Origin of the sequence: Flavobacterium sp. HJSW_4, assembly GCF_042436695.1 — a bacterium.
In the GTDB taxonomy this organism is placed as follows: domain Bacteria; phylum Bacteroidota; class Bacteroidia; order Flavobacteriales; family Flavobacteriaceae; genus Flavobacterium.
Genome location: NZ_JBHNPP010000007.1, coordinates 97,760 through 113,936, shown reverse-complemented (window position 1 = coordinate 113,936; position 16,177 = coordinate 97,760). Strand labels below are relative to the sequence as shown.

Annotated in this window: 15 protein-coding genes; 8 read left to right on the top strand and 7 right to left on the bottom strand. The window is 31.5% G+C overall.

The window, feature by feature from the left end; all coding sequences use genetic code 11:
- Positions 1 to 5 precede the first annotated feature (5 nt).
- From ACE01P_RS08895 to ACE01P_RS08875, 5 genes are all read right to left on the bottom strand, one after another.
- Positions 6 to 1,040, bottom strand: coding sequence for a hypothetical protein (locus tag ACE01P_RS08895; RefSeq protein ID WP_379696406.1), 1,035 nt, complete (start codon positions 1,038 to 1,040; stop codon positions 6 to 8).
- Positions 1,041 to 1,109: 69 nt separating this feature from the next.
- A complete protein-coding gene (locus ACE01P_RS08890) occupies positions 1,110 to 2,120 on the bottom strand; it encodes a hypothetical protein (RefSeq protein WP_379696404.1) in 1,011 nt (336 codons plus the stop codon).
- Positions 2,121 to 2,183: 63 nt separating this feature from the next.
- Positions 2,184 to 4,010: an ATP-dependent helicase gene (locus tag ACE01P_RS08885; RefSeq protein ID WP_379696401.1), complete on the bottom strand. Its 1,827-nt coding sequence runs from the start codon at positions 4,008 to 4,010 to the stop codon at positions 2,184 to 2,186.
- Entirely contained in the window at positions 4,003 to 5,850 is a 1,848-nt protein-coding gene (locus ACE01P_RS08880) for an AAA family ATPase (protein WP_379696398.1), read from the bottom strand. Before ACE01P_RS08880 ends, ACE01P_RS08885 begins: the two co-directional genes overlap by 8 nt.
- 215 nt (positions 5,851 to 6,065) lie before the next feature.
- Entirely contained in the window at positions 6,066 to 7,769 is a 1,704-nt protein-coding gene (locus tag ACE01P_RS08875) for a DUF262 domain-containing protein (protein WP_379696395.1), read from the bottom strand.
- A gap of 457 nt (positions 7,770 to 8,226) precedes the next feature.
- Between ACE01P_RS08875 and ACE01P_RS08870 the strand changes: the two genes are divergently transcribed.
- Positions 8,227 to 8,646, top strand: a complete 420-nt coding sequence (locus ACE01P_RS08870; protein WP_379696392.1) for a very short patch repair endonuclease — start codon at positions 8,227 to 8,229, stop codon at positions 8,644 to 8,646.
- Here the strand turns inward: ACE01P_RS08870 and dcm are convergent.
- The gene (gene dcm, locus ACE01P_RS08865) at positions 8,643 to 9,629 is read right to left on the bottom strand and encodes a DNA (cytosine-5-)-methyltransferase (protein WP_379696389.1); all 987 of its coding nucleotides are present in this window, start codon (positions 9,627 to 9,629) and stop codon (positions 8,643 to 8,645) included. The genes ACE01P_RS08870 and dcm overlap by 4 nt on opposite strands.
- Before the next feature lie 461 nt (positions 9,630 to 10,090).
- Here dcm and ACE01P_RS08860 point away from each other — a divergent pair, with 461 nt between their 5' ends.
- Positions 10,091 to 10,348, top strand: coding sequence for a hypothetical protein (locus tag ACE01P_RS08860; RefSeq protein WP_379696386.1), 258 nt, complete (start codon positions 10,091 to 10,093; stop codon positions 10,346 to 10,348).
- Between the two features lie 32 nt (positions 10,349 to 10,380).
- Here the strand turns inward: ACE01P_RS08860 and ACE01P_RS08855 are convergent, their stop codons facing one another.
- Positions 10,381 to 10,971 (bottom strand): riboflavin synthase, encoded by a 591-nt coding sequence (locus ACE01P_RS08855; RefSeq protein WP_379696383.1) that lies wholly within the window; start codon positions 10,969 to 10,971, stop codon positions 10,381 to 10,383.
- Between the two features lie 57 nt (positions 10,972 to 11,028).
- On the opposite strand from ACE01P_RS08855, the gene pdxA reads away from it, so the two are divergent.
- The 6 genes from pdxA (at position 11,029) to accC (ending at position 16,071) form a co-directional block, all read left to right on the top strand.
- Positions 11,029 to 12,078, top strand: coding sequence for a 4-hydroxythreonine-4-phosphate dehydrogenase PdxA (gene pdxA, locus ACE01P_RS08850; RefSeq protein ID WP_379696380.1), 1,050 nt, complete (start codon positions 11,029 to 11,031; stop codon positions 12,076 to 12,078).
- A 105-nt stretch (positions 12,079 to 12,183) separates the two neighbouring features.
- Positions 12,184 to 12,726, top strand: a complete 543-nt coding sequence (locus ACE01P_RS08845) for a YceD family protein (RefSeq protein WP_379696377.1) — start codon at positions 12,184 to 12,186, stop codon at positions 12,724 to 12,726.
- A gap of 9 nt (positions 12,727 to 12,735) precedes the next feature.
- Positions 12,736 to 12,930, top strand: coding sequence for a 50S ribosomal protein L32 (gene rpmF / locus ACE01P_RS08840; protein WP_008465217.1), 195 nt, complete (start codon positions 12,736 to 12,738; stop codon positions 12,928 to 12,930).
- A gap of 175 nt (positions 12,931 to 13,105) precedes the next feature.
- Positions 13,106 to 14,104 (top strand): beta-ketoacyl-ACP synthase III, encoded by a 999-nt coding sequence (locus ACE01P_RS08835; protein ID WP_379696374.1) that lies wholly within the window; start codon positions 13,106 to 13,108, stop codon positions 14,102 to 14,104.
- 23 nt (positions 14,105 to 14,127) lie between these two features.
- Complete coding sequence (accB, locus tag ACE01P_RS08830; RefSeq protein WP_379696372.1) at positions 14,128 to 14,613, top strand: acetyl-CoA carboxylase biotin carboxyl carrier protein; 486 nt, start codon at positions 14,128 to 14,130, stop codon at positions 14,611 to 14,613.
- Positions 14,614 to 14,724: 111 nt separating this feature from the next.
- Positions 14,725 to 16,071: an acetyl-CoA carboxylase biotin carboxylase subunit gene (gene accC / locus ACE01P_RS08825; RefSeq protein ID WP_379696369.1), complete on the top strand. Its 1,347-nt coding sequence runs from the start codon at positions 14,725 to 14,727 to the stop codon at positions 16,069 to 16,071.
- The last annotated feature ends 106 nt before the right edge of the window (positions 16,072 to 16,177 follow it).

Sequence of the window (16,177 nt, the reverse complement as noted above, 5' to 3'; positions counted from 1 at the left end):
CATGATTAAAAAGGTATTTCAAATGTTATTCTACTTCCAACTAAAAAATCTTCATATTTTTTAAAATACCCTTCATTCCTTAATCTTGTATCTACAAATCCATTAGTATAATTGCCAATACTATCAATTGAAATTTTATCGATGCCAATTGCACCTTCAGTAGTTTTAGCCTTTTTCCAAAGTTCCTGTTTCCACAATATTTCACCATCAAAAGATGACATAATCACATAGCCATCTGACAGAATAATGTCGTCAATAGCTCTGTAAAGTCCAATTTTGTTTTTACTCTGAAGAGAGGAAATTAGCAATGCTTTTAAATTTGAATTTTCAAGATTTTCATTTAAATAAGATTTTGTGTCTTTCATTGACCTCAAAAAACCCCGACCACTATCACAAACTACCGTGCTAATTCCCCTTTTTGTTCTTTGAACTGCAACAAATGCAATCTCTCTACCATGTAATAAAGAGTTTACTACAAGTTCAGACAATGTAATTGTAAAAACACTTTCAAGATTTTTATTCCAATTATCATGAAAAATTTTTGAATTGAAGATATTGTTTAATCGAAAGTGAATAGAGTGTTTAATCTCTTGTCTTTTAGTATCTTTCCAATCAATTATTTCAGATTGATTATTATAATCAATGTTTGGCACATCACTATAATAAAATATTTTTGTAGTTATGCTTGTTTTATTATTATCATAGCCTCCAAGCATTCCTTTCCAATCATACAAGTCAAATTCATGGGCGATTCTTAAAAAGCCTATATCAGATAAAAAGCCTTGAAATTCTGGTTGCCAAAAAGCTAAAACTTCGATTGGCTGACCAATAAAGTCTCTAATAGTTTTTGAAATACCTAAAAAAGCTGTTAAAGCAGAGATGCTAGCATTTTTAGGAGGAATATTTCTCATATCCCACACTGGAATTTTGCCATTTCCAATAATATAGCTTTCACGTAGTAAGTTTAACTCTTTTCCTAAGTGATAATTTAAATTTGATAAATTAATTAAAGAGCCAATGTTAATTATTTGTTTTTCCATTCAAAGACTTTAATTATTTAATATTTACCAAATGTAGGTAAATTCCATCCAATTGAAACAATTAATTTATTACTGATTATAGTACCCTCCTTGTCCTAATGGTGACCAAAAGCAATAGCGTATAAATTTATTTCTTCGCTTATCTTCGGGTATTTCTCGAACTAGATGAGGTATTCCACCTTCTCTAACATTCTTCTGTGCCAAAAAAGCAAATGTCAACTCAACAATATCAATTACGTTAATAAATGTATGTTCTAAAAATTCATGTAACGAAGTTCGTTCTAATTTGATTTTTTTGTGTTGAAGTTCAATCGTCGGGGATATTATATCTCCATTAGATTGTAATTCATAATCTAAAACTTTTGTGTGGTCAAGCCTATGGTCAAGCCCATTCCTTAGCTCACGAATAACTTGCATAAAATGAATAGCATTTCCGATGAAAAGTACAAAAGAATCATTCTCATTATATTTTTCCTTTAATTTTTGATGCAAATTAGGAAAGTGAGATTGTTTTGTTAAACCAATATTAGGATAAAAATTAACGATTATGTCCATCAACGTTTGTTCTACGTGGTCTGCTTTTTGAAAAATGGTTTTACACTTCGACTCGAGACTAACTACAGATGGTAGTTTATAAGAGCTTAACTGCTTTTTTCTCTCTTCATATTCGTTGGAAGCACTATCTTCAGCCAATTGATACTCTTTAATTTCTTTTTCAAGGATTGAAATTTCAGAAAGTAAATCAATAGCTAGACTAATTATTTTTTTACAATCAATGGAATCCACGATATAATCTTTATTGAATAGAGTCATAGCTGTCAATAAAGTTCTCGAAACAACTTCAGATTCAGTCCCTTTGTCTATAATAAGTTTTTGAATTGTAGTTGGAAGATTAATATTTGTTCTTTTAGGGTCAATGGTATCTGCCATTACCATTTCATATATTGCTCTTTCTTTTATTATCAATGCTCGTCCTCCAATATCTCTCATTTCCATAATTGCTCCTTCTTCTTTCGAGCCAATATCTGCATATCCTCCAGATTCTCTTTTTCTATCAATCGGCTTTTTTTCTTCCATCATTTACGTGTGAATTAAGATTAAAGATGTTTTTATAATCAAACTACATATTAAAAACGATTGCACTTAAATTAGAGGCTTTAAAAATCTTGAAATTTTTCTTGGTTTATAATCTCCCCAAGGCATTAATCGATTTTTTGGGTACGTAACATATAGAAACCTTTTAGCCCTAGTAAAAGCCACGTATGTATTGTTTTTTTCTTGTTGTAATTCTTCGCCTCCTTTATTAATCGCTCTAAAATCTGGAAATGTACCGTCGTCCATCCCTATTAAAAAAACAATTTCACTTTCTTGCCCTTTCATTGTATGAACAGTGCTGAGACAAACACCAAAATCTTTGTTATTTGAATTATTGGTCAGGCCTAACGCTATTGCGGATTTGAATCCATCTAATGATGGTCTTAGGTTTTGTTTTTTATATTGAATCAATTGAGTAGCAAAATCTTCTAATTCATCTAGAGTGAGTTTCTTTTCATCATCATCATTTATTAGTTCATTAAATAGCTTTTTTAATGCCTCAATTTTCAAATGAAGATTTTCAATTGTAGAATCAGTTACTATTTCTTTAATATTTAATGAAATTGGATATTTAGAAGCTTCAAGTTCGTTTGAACTTAATACGTCATTGACTTTCAGAATATCTTCTAATTTTTTTTGATGTAGTTTGTCAAGAGGATTAATTTTCACTCGAAAGTATAAATCAAAAATTTTCATTGAAATCGAACTAAATTTAATTCCTATATTTCCAGATTTGAAGTAATAAGGTATATCTTCTTTAATAAGTAGTTCTTCAACGTATTTGAATACAAATCTATTTCTTCCTAAGACAGAAATTTTGTCAAATGTAATTTCACCCTCAATATCATTGTGCGATTTTAGATTAATGAGTTTTTTAATTCCATTTACTACCAATTTAGCTTCATCAATTTCTGTCTCAGCATCTTTAATTTGAAAAACTCCATTAATTACATAGTTAATAGCTTCTACTTCTAATCCCATTAGAATATTTGAAGCTTCAATTACGGATTTAGAGCAACGATAGTTTTCATCAAGTGTAATTTTTTGGGCTTTGAAATCTGATACAAAATCTTCTTGCATAAATGATGATGCTGAGCCATTAAAACCATAAATTGCCTGATTAGGGTCTCCTACCATCATCACATTTTTTATAATGTTACCACATAATGATTTTAAGAGAAAATATTGAAGTTTATTTAAGTCTTGACATTCATCAATGCAGACATAAGAATAAGCTTTACGATATAGATTTGCAACAGCTTCATTATTTGTAAATAATTCGTAAACCAACCTTATTATATCATCAAAATCAATAGCATTATTTGACTTTAATAAATCTTGATATGTCTCGAATAAGTATTGATATTCTAAGTTTTCTGAACTTTCAGCTAATTCCTCCGCTGAAATAAGTTCTCGTTTGACCTCCGAAATAAACTGTAGTACATTGTAAGTGTATTCATTTTTTTTCTTTGGTTCTAAATTGTCGTATATATCTGTGAAAAATGGCACAGACTTAATCGCTTGTTTAATTAGTTCTAATCTATCGGAATCGTCTTCAAAAATATGAGGCATTCTATTATATCCCAGAAGCTTAAATCTTAATTCAAGGATAGATTGACAAAAACTGTGAAATGTGCCAACAAAGACTCTTTTGTTAATGTTATCTGACGAACCTAGTCTATCTTTAATTTCAGCGGCAGCCTTATTAGTGAATGTAATTGCTAATATTTTATCATTTACATTTTCAGATAAACGTTTTATTCTTTCGGTTAAAACCCGTGTTTTCCCGCTACCTGCACTTGCTAAAACCAAATAAGCACCTTGGTTTAAGTTTACAATACTACTTTGATTTGGTGATAAATTAATTTTATTCATTAGTTGGGGGATTTATTATTATATTCACTTGGTCAAATAATTCTGTAATTTTAGCAGGTAAGCCTTTTTCAGAATTATAGATAAGTTCTGACAATAAACTAGGATATTTGGTTTTGTTAAGAGTTAACAAATCATTTATTGCATTTGCTCTGCCTTCTTCACCATTATAATCTCTTAAACTATCTACAAAAATATTTTGAGTACAAGTTTCGCATACGTCTTCTGTTTTCATTCTGCCTTTTGAAGTTCCATTTTTATTTGCAATCAATTCGTCTAAATCCTCAATATCTAATATTGTTTTAAGACAAATTTCAATTTCCTCAGAAAAACCATTATTTGAAATGTAAGATTCAAAATCATCTCCGTTGTCAAAATGAACTATATTCTGAGGCAAAATTATTTGATTTATTGCTGAATTTGATTTAGATAATTTTTTAAAATCTTTTTTTAACTTTTTAATTATCGCTTCTTCTCCATCGCTTAAAATAAACCATTTTAAATGGAGACTCTCTGCAAAATAAATAAATGGAAAATAATTTCCTCCACCATCAATTCCGACAACATCAATTCCAAGTTCTATAGTACTTTTGTCAAAATGTTTTTTGAGTAGTAAAGGCAATGCTTGTTCTTCTGTCTCTCCCTCACATAGTATTATTACCTTAGAAAAATATAGTTCACCTCTTGTATTGACAACTTGACGATTAATTTTTCGTATTTCCTCAGGAGTCAAATCAATATCGTTAATTTTACCAATTAGTGTTGTGTCAATATTTTTAACGATACTTCTTATTTCTTTTAGTTTAGCACTTCCAGCAATATAGCTTGAATGAGTAGCTACTATTTTTTGCCCAATTATATCATTAATTTGAGAATATAATTTTTTTTGAGCGTTTGGATGCAAATGTGACTCAGGCTCTTCAATTGCAATTATTGGATAATAGGCAACTTGGCTATCGTGAGCTAACTTCATGTTTTGCAAAATGAATGCCTTTAGAATTAGTAATGAAGACCAACTTCTTGTCCCCATTCCATGATACTCCATAGAAAATTGAGAATAATTAATCTTAATTCCTTTATTTAAGTCTCTTAATTTCTTCGTAAATGGAGTGATATCTACAGTATTATTAGGATTGTCCATTGCGGTATCCAATTCTTCCAAAGTCTTGTGTAAATTTGTTAAGATATCACTTTTGTCGATTGTTTCTTTATTCAATTCCCTAATAAGTTCTTCAATGGTTTCCTTGTCGCCATCAGAATAATTGATAGAAGAAAGAATCTTTCCTAGAAAAGAAGTTTTAGATTTTAAATCTTCTAGAACATCTCTATTAGCATCTAAATAGAAAAATGGAATCTCATCAAAGTAAAAACTTAAAGAGTTGTTGTAATCTTTTTGATACCAATATTCATTAGCATCATTTTGAAAATCAACCCATTCATCAATAACAAATTGTTTTTTTGTAAATGTCTTTCTAATTAAGTTTTCTTCTATTACAGTTCTAAACGCTAATATTTGATTGTTACTAGTATCCAAGCTAATTCTATGCTCAGTAAAAACGGTGAACCATAGGGGTTCAAATTCAGGGAGTTGGGCATTGTTTGCGTCTACACTTATAAAAAGTAAGTCAATAATTATTTTATTTCGATTAATAGCATCTGAAAAGAAAAAATCATCATCTGTGATTTGAAATGAATTGGATAATGCAATCTGGAGTGCTTTTAAAAGGGTTGTCTTGCCTGCATTATTTGTGCCAACAAGAACAGTTGTTGGTTCGAAATCAATTTCAATATTATCTAATCCTCTAAATCCGTGTACTCTTATTTGTTTTAGTAATATTCCCATTTTAAATCATTTCGTTAAATTAGATGAATGCATTTGTGGTTATAATGTTTTTGTATTCTTTGTCTTAAATTATATAATAAGGCTTTTAATTTAATTTTTTAGTCAGAAAGAACGAATTTATGAAATTACTCCTTTGCGATACTATTTCGGACAAGCAAATTGTGTCGTTTTACTTTAATGTATGAATCAAGGTAAACAATTTAAACCCAATATCATTATACAAGTTTCGTTATGTCTATTTTTGAAAAGCTCCATCTTTTTAATGCAAAATCAATGATTTTCTTATGTCTTTTTTCAATAGAGCCAATTTTCCAAGTATTATCAAGTGAAAACTCTTTAATTTCTGCTTGTTGGTTGAGTAAAGGATTTTGATTGTAAGACTTTATTTTTTCTGAAAATGGTTTGTTGCCAATAGAAGCATTATGAGAGCCAGATATTAACATAAGATTCCCTACTGAGTTCAAATATTTAGATAGAAATTCTTCAGTATATTCGTTTTTTTCGTTTACATCGTATCCAGATGCTAATTTTTCATTTTCTCCGGGAGTTCTTGGAGAAATATGTTCAATTTGTTCTTTATCCAAAGAAAATTGCTTAATTGAATATCCCTTATTTTGGATGGAATTTTCATACTGCCAAAGTAGATAATTTAATACAGTACTGCCATAAAGACCTCCATTAAGGTAGCTTTTAAAATTACTATCTCCCCAATACCATTCGAAGTTAAGTTTTTCATTGATTTTATTAATTAATGCCGATAAATCTCCATTAAAGTTTAATAAAATGCTATTTAGACGTTCTTGAATATTAGCTCTAGAGTTAATTAGTTTTGCACGAAAAGTTATAATTTCAAGAATATTAAAGAGAATAGAAAGTTTGCTTTTATCTTCTCCAAAAAAATTATAGCCTTTTATTATGAATGGGTATATATACGCAGGAACAGATAATTGTTTTAATTTATGAGCATAGATGTCATCTACACTTTCAAATTTTTTCATGTTTGAAAAAGTTGTATGCAGTTCCGATATGTAGCTCTTAATCCAATCTATTTTGTCTTTTGATTTTTTAAAAACATCTTTTAGGTCATCTAGTGTTCTATAATTATATCCTCTTATATATGCATTGTTGTGATAAATTAAGATACTGTCCTCATTTAGAGTTTTAAGGTCATTTATAATTAGATAAATGTGTTTAAAAATATTAGAGATGTTTTCAATGTTTGATTCAGTTTCTTCAGGAATACTGTAAACATACATTTGATACATGAAGTAGGATTTTATCTTTTCCATGTTTGTTAAGTCCTTTCCTCTGTTGTTTTCTAGTTCAAACATGAGTGCAGAATCTTTTTTTCCTCCAAGTTCAATAATTGTTAAATCTGTGCTTTCAATTTTATCTAATAACTTCAGTATTTTTTCTGTTGGAAGTTTGTCAATTTCGTTTTCAAAATGCTTTTTACCTCCTTTTATTCTTTTTTGAGAAGGAGAACTAGTTTGAAAATCTGATTTATTATCTATGATTATTGCATCATAGCAAGCTCTGTCGTACTCAACAGGACGCAACTTAATATTTCCTCCATTTTTTAAAAATATATTTTCTTTTGTGGCGAAGTCGAACTCTTTTAATAATATATCTTTATTTCGGCTTTTTAAAATGTTTAAAATTGCTCTAATAAAAATTGATAAAGTTGTAATTCTCTGTTGCCCATCTATAATTTCATAAGTGACATCTTTTTTTATTGTCTCTAAAAGAATATTTCCATAAAAATAGTTATTATTTCCTTCGATTTGTTCTAATAGGTCATTTAGAAAAACATTCCATTCTTCCTTCTCCCAAGAATAGGCTCTTTGATAAACAGGTATTAAAAATGATTTTTGCGAACTGTCAAATAGTCCTAAGATTGATTTTCTGTAAAAATCCATGTTATTTATTGATTATTAGTGTTTTTTTATGTAGCCTAATTTAAAGCTAAGAATGATTTTAAACTCTGCTGATTTTTTCAAATGTATTAAAATCAAATTCCAAATTTACAGGTATTTTTACTGTTTTATTACAGCAATTTGTGTGTCATCTAAGTGTACTTATTAAGTGGTAAAATGTATAATAATGTCATATTTTGTAACTTCACTTTTTAGTAAGTGATTAATAGCCAGATACACAATGTAATACAAGTATTACTCATAATCAGGTGGTCCCTGGTTCGAGCCCAGGTGGGACCACTCTTTTAGAAACACAAAGCCTTTACAGAAATGTAGAGGCTTTTTTGTTTTTAGTCCTTTTTTTTCGATGTGAAAATTGAAATTTTTGCATTAGAATAATTAAATTCAAATCTTTTAAAATATCTTAACTTTATCCATCCGAAACAAATTTAATCTTCAGATGGATAGATTAACTCCCGAACAGAGGAGGAAAACTATGCAGGCGATAAAAAGTACTGCTACAAAAGGTGAAGTAAGGCTTGCTAAAGCATTATGGAAATTGGGTCACAGATACCGGAAAAATAATAAAAAGGTATTTGGAAGGCCTGATCTTACTTTTGCCAAATACAAAATTGCCATTTTTGTGGATAGCGAATTCTTTCACGGAAAAAATTGGGAAACGGAGCAGTTCAGAATTAAAACGAATCGTGAATATTGGATTCCGAAAATTGAAAGAAATATTCAGCGTGACGAAGAAGTAAATGCTTTTTTAATTTCAGAAAACTGGACTATTTTAAGATTTTGGAGTAAGGAAATTGAAAAAAATCTAGAAGTTTGTTTGGCAAAAATTGAAGGGACAATAATGCTTTTGAGTATTTAAATTTTTTCAGTTTTTAATTGTCTGGCTTCTGCTTTCTCGATGCATTTGAATATTTCAGAAGCAATTCTTTCTATAACAGGCATGCTTACCGAATTTCCAGCTTGTTTGTAAAGGCTAGAATTTGAAATTTTGGGTAGTTTATAATGATCTGGAAAGCCTTGAAAACGAAAACATTCTCTTGGAGTTAATTTTCGAAAACCAAATTCGGTTGTAATAATTGGAACATTGTGTCCGCCAGTTCCCATATTTGCAGTTAAAGTAGGACAAACTTCTTTTTTGTTTTCTCGCACATACTGCCTCCTAAACTGGTAGATCCTGTCTTCTCGTACAACCGCTTCCTTCAACATGTTGTACATGTATTTGTCTTCGGTGTAATAGAATTTTTTATCGACTTTTTCTTTTGTGATTAAATCGGTAACTTTTTTTGTTAATTCTTCTTTGTCGGGGAAATTAAATTTAAAGCCTTTTTTAACGAAGTTCTTATCAAAAGCAACCATGAAAATTCGTTCGCGATTGTGCGGAATATTTCCGAAATCTCTGGTGTTTAATATGGCGGAGTCAAAAGTGTAGTCGCGTTTTTTGATTTCACGCTGAATTACTTTCATAGTATTTCCCTTGTCGTGTCCTTTTAGATTTTTGACATTTTCAAGAAATACCACTTTTGGCCGCATTTCATCAATAAAATCTAATATTTTGAAAAAATGATTTCCTCTGCTGTCTTTAAAACCTTTTCGGTGGCCAGCAAGAGAAAATGGCTGGCATGGAAAACCTGCAGTCAGAATGTCAATTTTATTAAGATCTTTAACGTCAAGCTGCATTACATCTCCTTCAATAAGGGTATGTTCAAAATTATTTCTATAGGTAACACAGGCTTTTTTGTCAAATTCATTCGCCCATTCTAATTTAAAACCAGCATTTTCAAAACCTAAACATATACCGCCTACGCCTGCGTATAAACTTCCGACTGTATATTGGTTTTTCATTTTTTGTTTTGATTGTGAGTTTGAATTTGGATTTCTAGCCCTTTTAAAGTGGTCTAAATTTATTTGTGCAAATATATTAATTTGAGAACATTCTCTATAAATGTATTTAGAATTGGAATCCAAACTTCTTTTTTTGACGTAAATCTAATCAATGAAATTTTTTTTCACGAAGTAAAAAATGTATTTTTGTTAAAATCAGGAAATTCTTATAAGCTTGTAAATCTTGTATATGACTTTAAAAAAGAGATTTTGCATGTCAAAGGGGTTTCTGAAAGGAATGCTGGAATTTTTCAAAAGAAATGTTAAAATTAGCCTCTCCTTTTTTGATTTAAAAGTTGGTTTTATGCAAAAAACTTATACTTTTGTTCCAGATTTTGGAAATGGAATGTATTTGTGCGAAATTCCATTAAAGAAAATTTGTCAATATTTATCTAGACTTGCGTTAGCAAAAGCTTGAATTTATGAAAAATCTAAAAGCCCCATTTTTAGTAATTGCCTTATTATTAAATGTTTTATTAGCGTCTGCGGAAACTTCTTCGCATCCGCCAAGCCCAACGGCAAGAACTGCCAGTGCTATGGCTGAAGATGATTGTCCTCCACCTAACAATTGCGAGGCAGATATGCCAATAGATCAAAATATTGTTTTTCTGGTAATCACCGGTTTGGCTTTAGGTCTTACTGTAATATATAAAAATCAAATAAAAAAAGCTTCAATTTAAATTGAAGCTTTTTTTATGGAAAATGTAAAACGTTATTTGTTGATCGAATAAAGTCTAGAGATGTATTTTCCGACTACATCAAATTCAAGGTTGATTTTTGTTCCAACTTTGAAATTTTTAAAATTAGTATGCTCATAAGTATATGGTATGATTGAAACACAAAATTCATTTGTTTTTGAATTTACCACAGTAAGACTTACTCCGTTTACGGTAATCGAGCCTTTCTCAATTGTGATATTGTTTAAGTTTTTATCGTACTCAAAAGTGTAGTTCCAGCTTCCGTTTGCTTCTTCGATTTTGATGCAAGTTCCGGTTTGGTCTACGTGGCCTTGTACAATATGCCCGTCAAGACGGTCTCCAAGCTTCATTCCTCTTTCTAGATTTACAATGTCGCCAGTTTTCCAATCGCCGATATTGGTTTTTAGAATAGTTTCCTCAATTGCGGTTACTGTGTAAAGAGAATCTTTAATAGCGACAACTGTAAGGCATATTCCGTTGTGCGAAACGCTCTGGTCGATCTTTAATTCGTGGGTAATTGATGAGTCAACTGTTATGTGAAGATTGTTTTGGTCTTTTTGAATTTCGTGAATCCTGCCAAGTGTTTCTATAATTCCTGTAAACATTGTGGTTTTATTTTACTAAATTTGCACATCAAAATTAGTAATAAATAAACTGAGCTCATGAATAAAAAAGCAGAAAATATAATTGTTGGAATTTCAGTTGGAGATTTAAACGGTATTGGAAGCGAAGTTATACTGAAAACATTCGAAGATTCTCGTATGTTGGAATTGTGTACGCCGGTTATTTTTGCAAATGCTAAAATTCTTTCATTCGTTAGAAAAAGCTTTACATCGACAGTTCAATTTCACGGAGTTGATAAATTAGAGCAGATCATTCCTGGAAAAGTAAATGTTTTGAATCTTTGGAGAGAAGGAGTTGATATAAATTTTGGTGTAAATGATCCTAAAATAGGAGAGTATGCTATAAAATCTTTTACAGCCGCTACAAAAGCTTTGAAAGATGGCGAAATAGATGTTTTGGTGACGGCGCCTATCAATAAATACAATATACAGTCTGAGGATTTTAAATTTCCAGGTCACACAGATTACCTTGATAAAGAATTAGAAGGCAATGCGCTTATGATGATGGTTCAAGATAATTTAAGAGTAGGGTTGATTACAGATCATGTGCCTTTAAATGAAGTTGCTTCTCATTTAACAGAAGAATTAATTGCTAAGAAGATTGAAACGATAAGAAAGTCTTTAGTTCAGGATTTTAGTATTGTGAAACCAAAAATTGCAGTTTTAGGATTGAATCCTCATGCTGGCGATGGTGGTGTGATTGGAAAAGAAGATGATTTGGTTTTAAAGCCAACTTTAAAGAAAATATTCGATTCTGGTACTATGGTTTTTGGTCCATTTCCTGCTGATGGTTTTTTTGGAAGCGGTCAATATGAAAAATATGATGCTATTGTAGCAATGTATCACGATCAAGGATTAATTCCGTTTAAGACATTGTCTTTTGGAAAAGGAGTGAATTATACGGCAGGTTTAAATAAAGTGAGAACCTCTCCAGACCACGGTACAGCTTACGATATCGCTGGAAAAGACATGGCAGATTACAATTCGTTTAAAGAGGCAGTCTATCTTGCGATCGATATTTTTCGCTCGCGTAATCAGTATGAGGAGATTAGCCAAAAACCTCTTAAAATAAAAGAAAAACAGTTATAAACAAAAAAAGGTGAATAAGATTATTAGATTTGTAATAATTTTATATCTTTGCACCCCAATTCAGATATCTAGTTTTAGAACTGAATTGTTCAAATTGATGTTGAAATGAGCAAAACAAAAGAATTTTTAATTCCTTTCGTAGGATTAAAACTAGGAAAACACCATTTTGAGTATCAGATAAATAACGAGTTCTTTAAGAATTTTGAATACGATGAGTTTCAAAGTTCGGATATTAAAGTCAACTTGCTTTTCGATAAGAAAAGTACAATGTTAGAATTAGAATTCAAACACAAAGGAACGGTAAACGTGCCTTGTGATCTAACAGGCGAAGATTTTGATTTACCTATAAAAGGGAAAATGAAGTTAATAGTTCGCTTTGGAGAAGAATTTAACGATGATAATGAAGAATTGTTGATTTTGCCGCATGGAGAACATGAGATAGATGTAGCGCAGTATATTTATGAAATGATCGCGCTTTCTGTACCTCATAAAAGAATTCATCCAGGAGTTAAAGATGGAAGTCTGCAAACAGAAGCTTTAACAAAGTTGAATGAGTTGAGTGTGAAAGAACAAAAGGAAGAGAGTAACAAAGAAGAAGATATTGACCCGCGTTGGGAAAAATTAAAGAAACTATTAACGGATAAATAATATAGTAAAATGGCACATCCTAAGAGAAAAACCTCGAAAACAAGAAGAGATAAGAGAAGAACACATTACAAAGCTACTGTAGCTCAAATCGCTACATGTCCTATTACAGGTGAGGCGCATTTATACCACAGAGCTTACTGGCATGAAGGTAAAATGTACTACAGAGGGCAAGTTGTTATCGATAAATCTGAAGCGGTTGCTTAATACGTTTTTGTAAATTATACTAGAACTCTCACATAGTGAGAGTTTTTTTTGTTGGTTATAATTTTCGTTTTTTAGGAAAATATAGACAAATTCGTTACGTTTTTTTTTGTAATTTTCGGGTCTTTTAAAAATTTTTCAAATTATCATTAATTTGAAAGGAAAATAATAGAATATAATGAATACAATCACAGCCGCAATTACCGCTGTTGGAGCTTATGTTCCTGACTTCGTTCTTTCGAACCAAGTACTAGAAACAATGGTTGATACCAATGATGAGTGGATTACCGCTCGAACAGGAATTAAAGAAAGAAGAATTCTTAAAGATGCTGATAAAGGTACATCTTACCTTGCTATACAAGCAGCAAAGGATTTGATTGCAAAAGCAAATATTGATCCGCTTGAGATTGATATGATCATTATGGCTACTGCAACACCAGATATGATGGTGGCTTCTACAGGAGTTTTCGTTGCTACAGAAATTGGAGCAACAAATGCATTTGCATACGATTTGCAAGCTGCATGTTCAAGTTTCTTATATGGAATGTCAACTGCTGCTGCATATGTTCAGTCAGGACGTTACAAAAAAGTGCTTTTAATTGGTGCTGATAAAATGTCATCAATTGTAGATTATACAGACAGAGCAACTTGTATTATTTTTGGTGATGGAGCTGGAGCAGTTCTTTTTGAACCAAATTATGAAGGTCTAGGTTTACAGGATGAATATTTAAGAAGTGACGGTGTAGGACGCGACTTCCTTAAAATTCCTGCAGGAGGTTCTTTGATTCCACCTTCGGAAGATACTGTAAAAAACAGACAGCACAATATTATGCAAGACGGTAAAACTGTTTTCAAATATGCTGTAACTAATATGGCTGATGCCAGCGAACTGATTTTGCAAAGAAATAATTTGACAAATGAAGATGTTGACTGGTTGGTGCCGCACCAAGCTAATAAACGTATTATTGATGCTACTGCTGGAAGATTAGAATTGGAAGATTCTAAAGTTTTGGTAAACATCGAAAGATACGGAAATACTACTTCTGGAACTTTACCATTAGTATTAGCTGATTTTGAAGATAAGCTTAAAAAGGGAGATAATATTATCTTTGCCGCTTTTGGTGGAGGATTCACTTGGGGATCTATCTATTTAAAATGGGCATACGATAAGAAATAAATTAAAACTAAAAACGAATCATTATGGATTTAAAAGAAATTCAAAACCTAATCAAATTTGTTGCAAATTCGGGCGTTGCAGAAGTGAAGTTAGAAATGGATGATGTAAAAATCACTATCAGAACAACTTTAGAAACAAATGTAACTGAAGCAACTTATGTACAGCAATTGCCAACTCAGGCAGCTTTACCTCAAGCGGTAGTTCCGCAAGTTACAGCTCCAACAGTTGTAAGTGTAACTCCAGAAGCGCCAGCTGCTAACGATTCTAAATATATTACTATAAAATCTCCAATCATTGGTACATTCTATAGAAAACCATCTCCAGACAAACCAGTTTTCACAGAAGTTGGAAGCACTGTATCTAAAGGAGACGTTCTTTGTGTAATTGAAGCAATGAAATTATTCAACGAAATTGAATCTGAAGTTTCTGGTAAAATTGTAAAAATTCTTGTAGACGATATGTCTCCAGTAGAATTTGATCAACCTTTATTCTTAGTAGATCCATCATAAATAAATTTAGATTTTAGATTTTAGATTTTAGATTGATTCGCATAAGAAATTTTGTTAATCATCTAAAATTATCTAATTATCAAAGTTGTCTAATTATCTAATTAAAGTAAGATGTTTAAAAAAATATTAATTGCGAATAGAGGAGAAATTGCACTACGTGTAATTCGTACATGTAAGGAAATGGGAATCAAAACTGTTGCAGTTTACTCTACAGCCGATGCAGAAAGTTTACATGTTAAATTTGCTGACGAAGCGGTTTGTATTGGCCCTCCTCCGAGTAACTTATCGTATTTGAAAATGTCAAATATCATTGCTGCTGCAGAAATTACAAATGCAGACGCAATTCACCCAGGTTATGGATTTCTTTCTGAGAATGCTAAATTCTCAAAAATCTGTCAAGAGCACGGAATTAAATTTATCGGTGCTGCTCCAGAAATGATCGACCGAATGGGAGATAAAGCTTCTGCTAAAGCTACAATGAAAGCAGCAGGAGTTCCTTGTGTGCCAGGTTCAGACGGATTGTTAGAATCTTACGAACATGCACAAAAAATAGCTAAAGAAATTGGTTATCCAGTTATGATGAAAGCTACTGCTGGTGGTGGTGGAAAAGGAATGCGTGCAATCTGGAAAGAAGAAGAGCTTTTAAAAGCTTGGGAAAGTGCGCGTCAAGAAGCTGCTGCAGCATTTGGAAATGACGGAATGTACATGGAGAAACTTATTGAAGAGCCACGTCATATCGAAATTCAAGTTGTTGGAGATTCTTATGGAAAAGCATGTCACCTTTCTGAAAGAGATTGTTCTGTTCAACGTCGTCACCAAAAACTTACTGAAGAAACACCTTCACCTTTCATGACAGACGAACTTCGTGCAAAAATGGGAGAAGCTGCTGTAAAAGCTGCTGAATTCATTAAATATGAAGGAGCTGGAACTGTAGAATTCTTAGTTGACAAACATAGAAACTTCTACTTCATGGAAATGAATACACGTATTCAAGTTGAGCACCCAATCACAGAACAAGTTATTGATTATGATTTGATCCGTGAGCAAATTATGGTTGCTGCTGGAATTCCGATTTCTGGTAAAAACTACCTTCCACAATTACACGCTATTGAAGTTCGTATTAATGCTGAAGATCCTTATAATGATTTTCGTCCTTCACCAGGAAAAATTACTACGCTTCATATGCCAGGAGGGCACGGAGTTCGTTTAGATACTCACGTATACTCAGGTTATAGCATTCCACCAAACTACGATTCTATGATTGCTAAGTTAATTACAACTGCGCAAACTCGTGAAGAAGCTATCAGCAAAATGCGTAGAGCTTTGGATGAATTCGTAATCGAAGGTGTGAAAACTACAATACCTTTCCACAGACAATTAATGGATGATCCAAAATATATTGCAGGAGATTATACAACTGCATTTATGGATACATTTAAAATGAATAGTCCAGAATAATTTAAAGGCCGTCAATATTGACGGCCTTTTTTTATTTATAAAATTTCAAACTCCCAAATTTCAAGTTCCAAATCTCAAACTTGGAGCATGAACATTCAACTTGGAA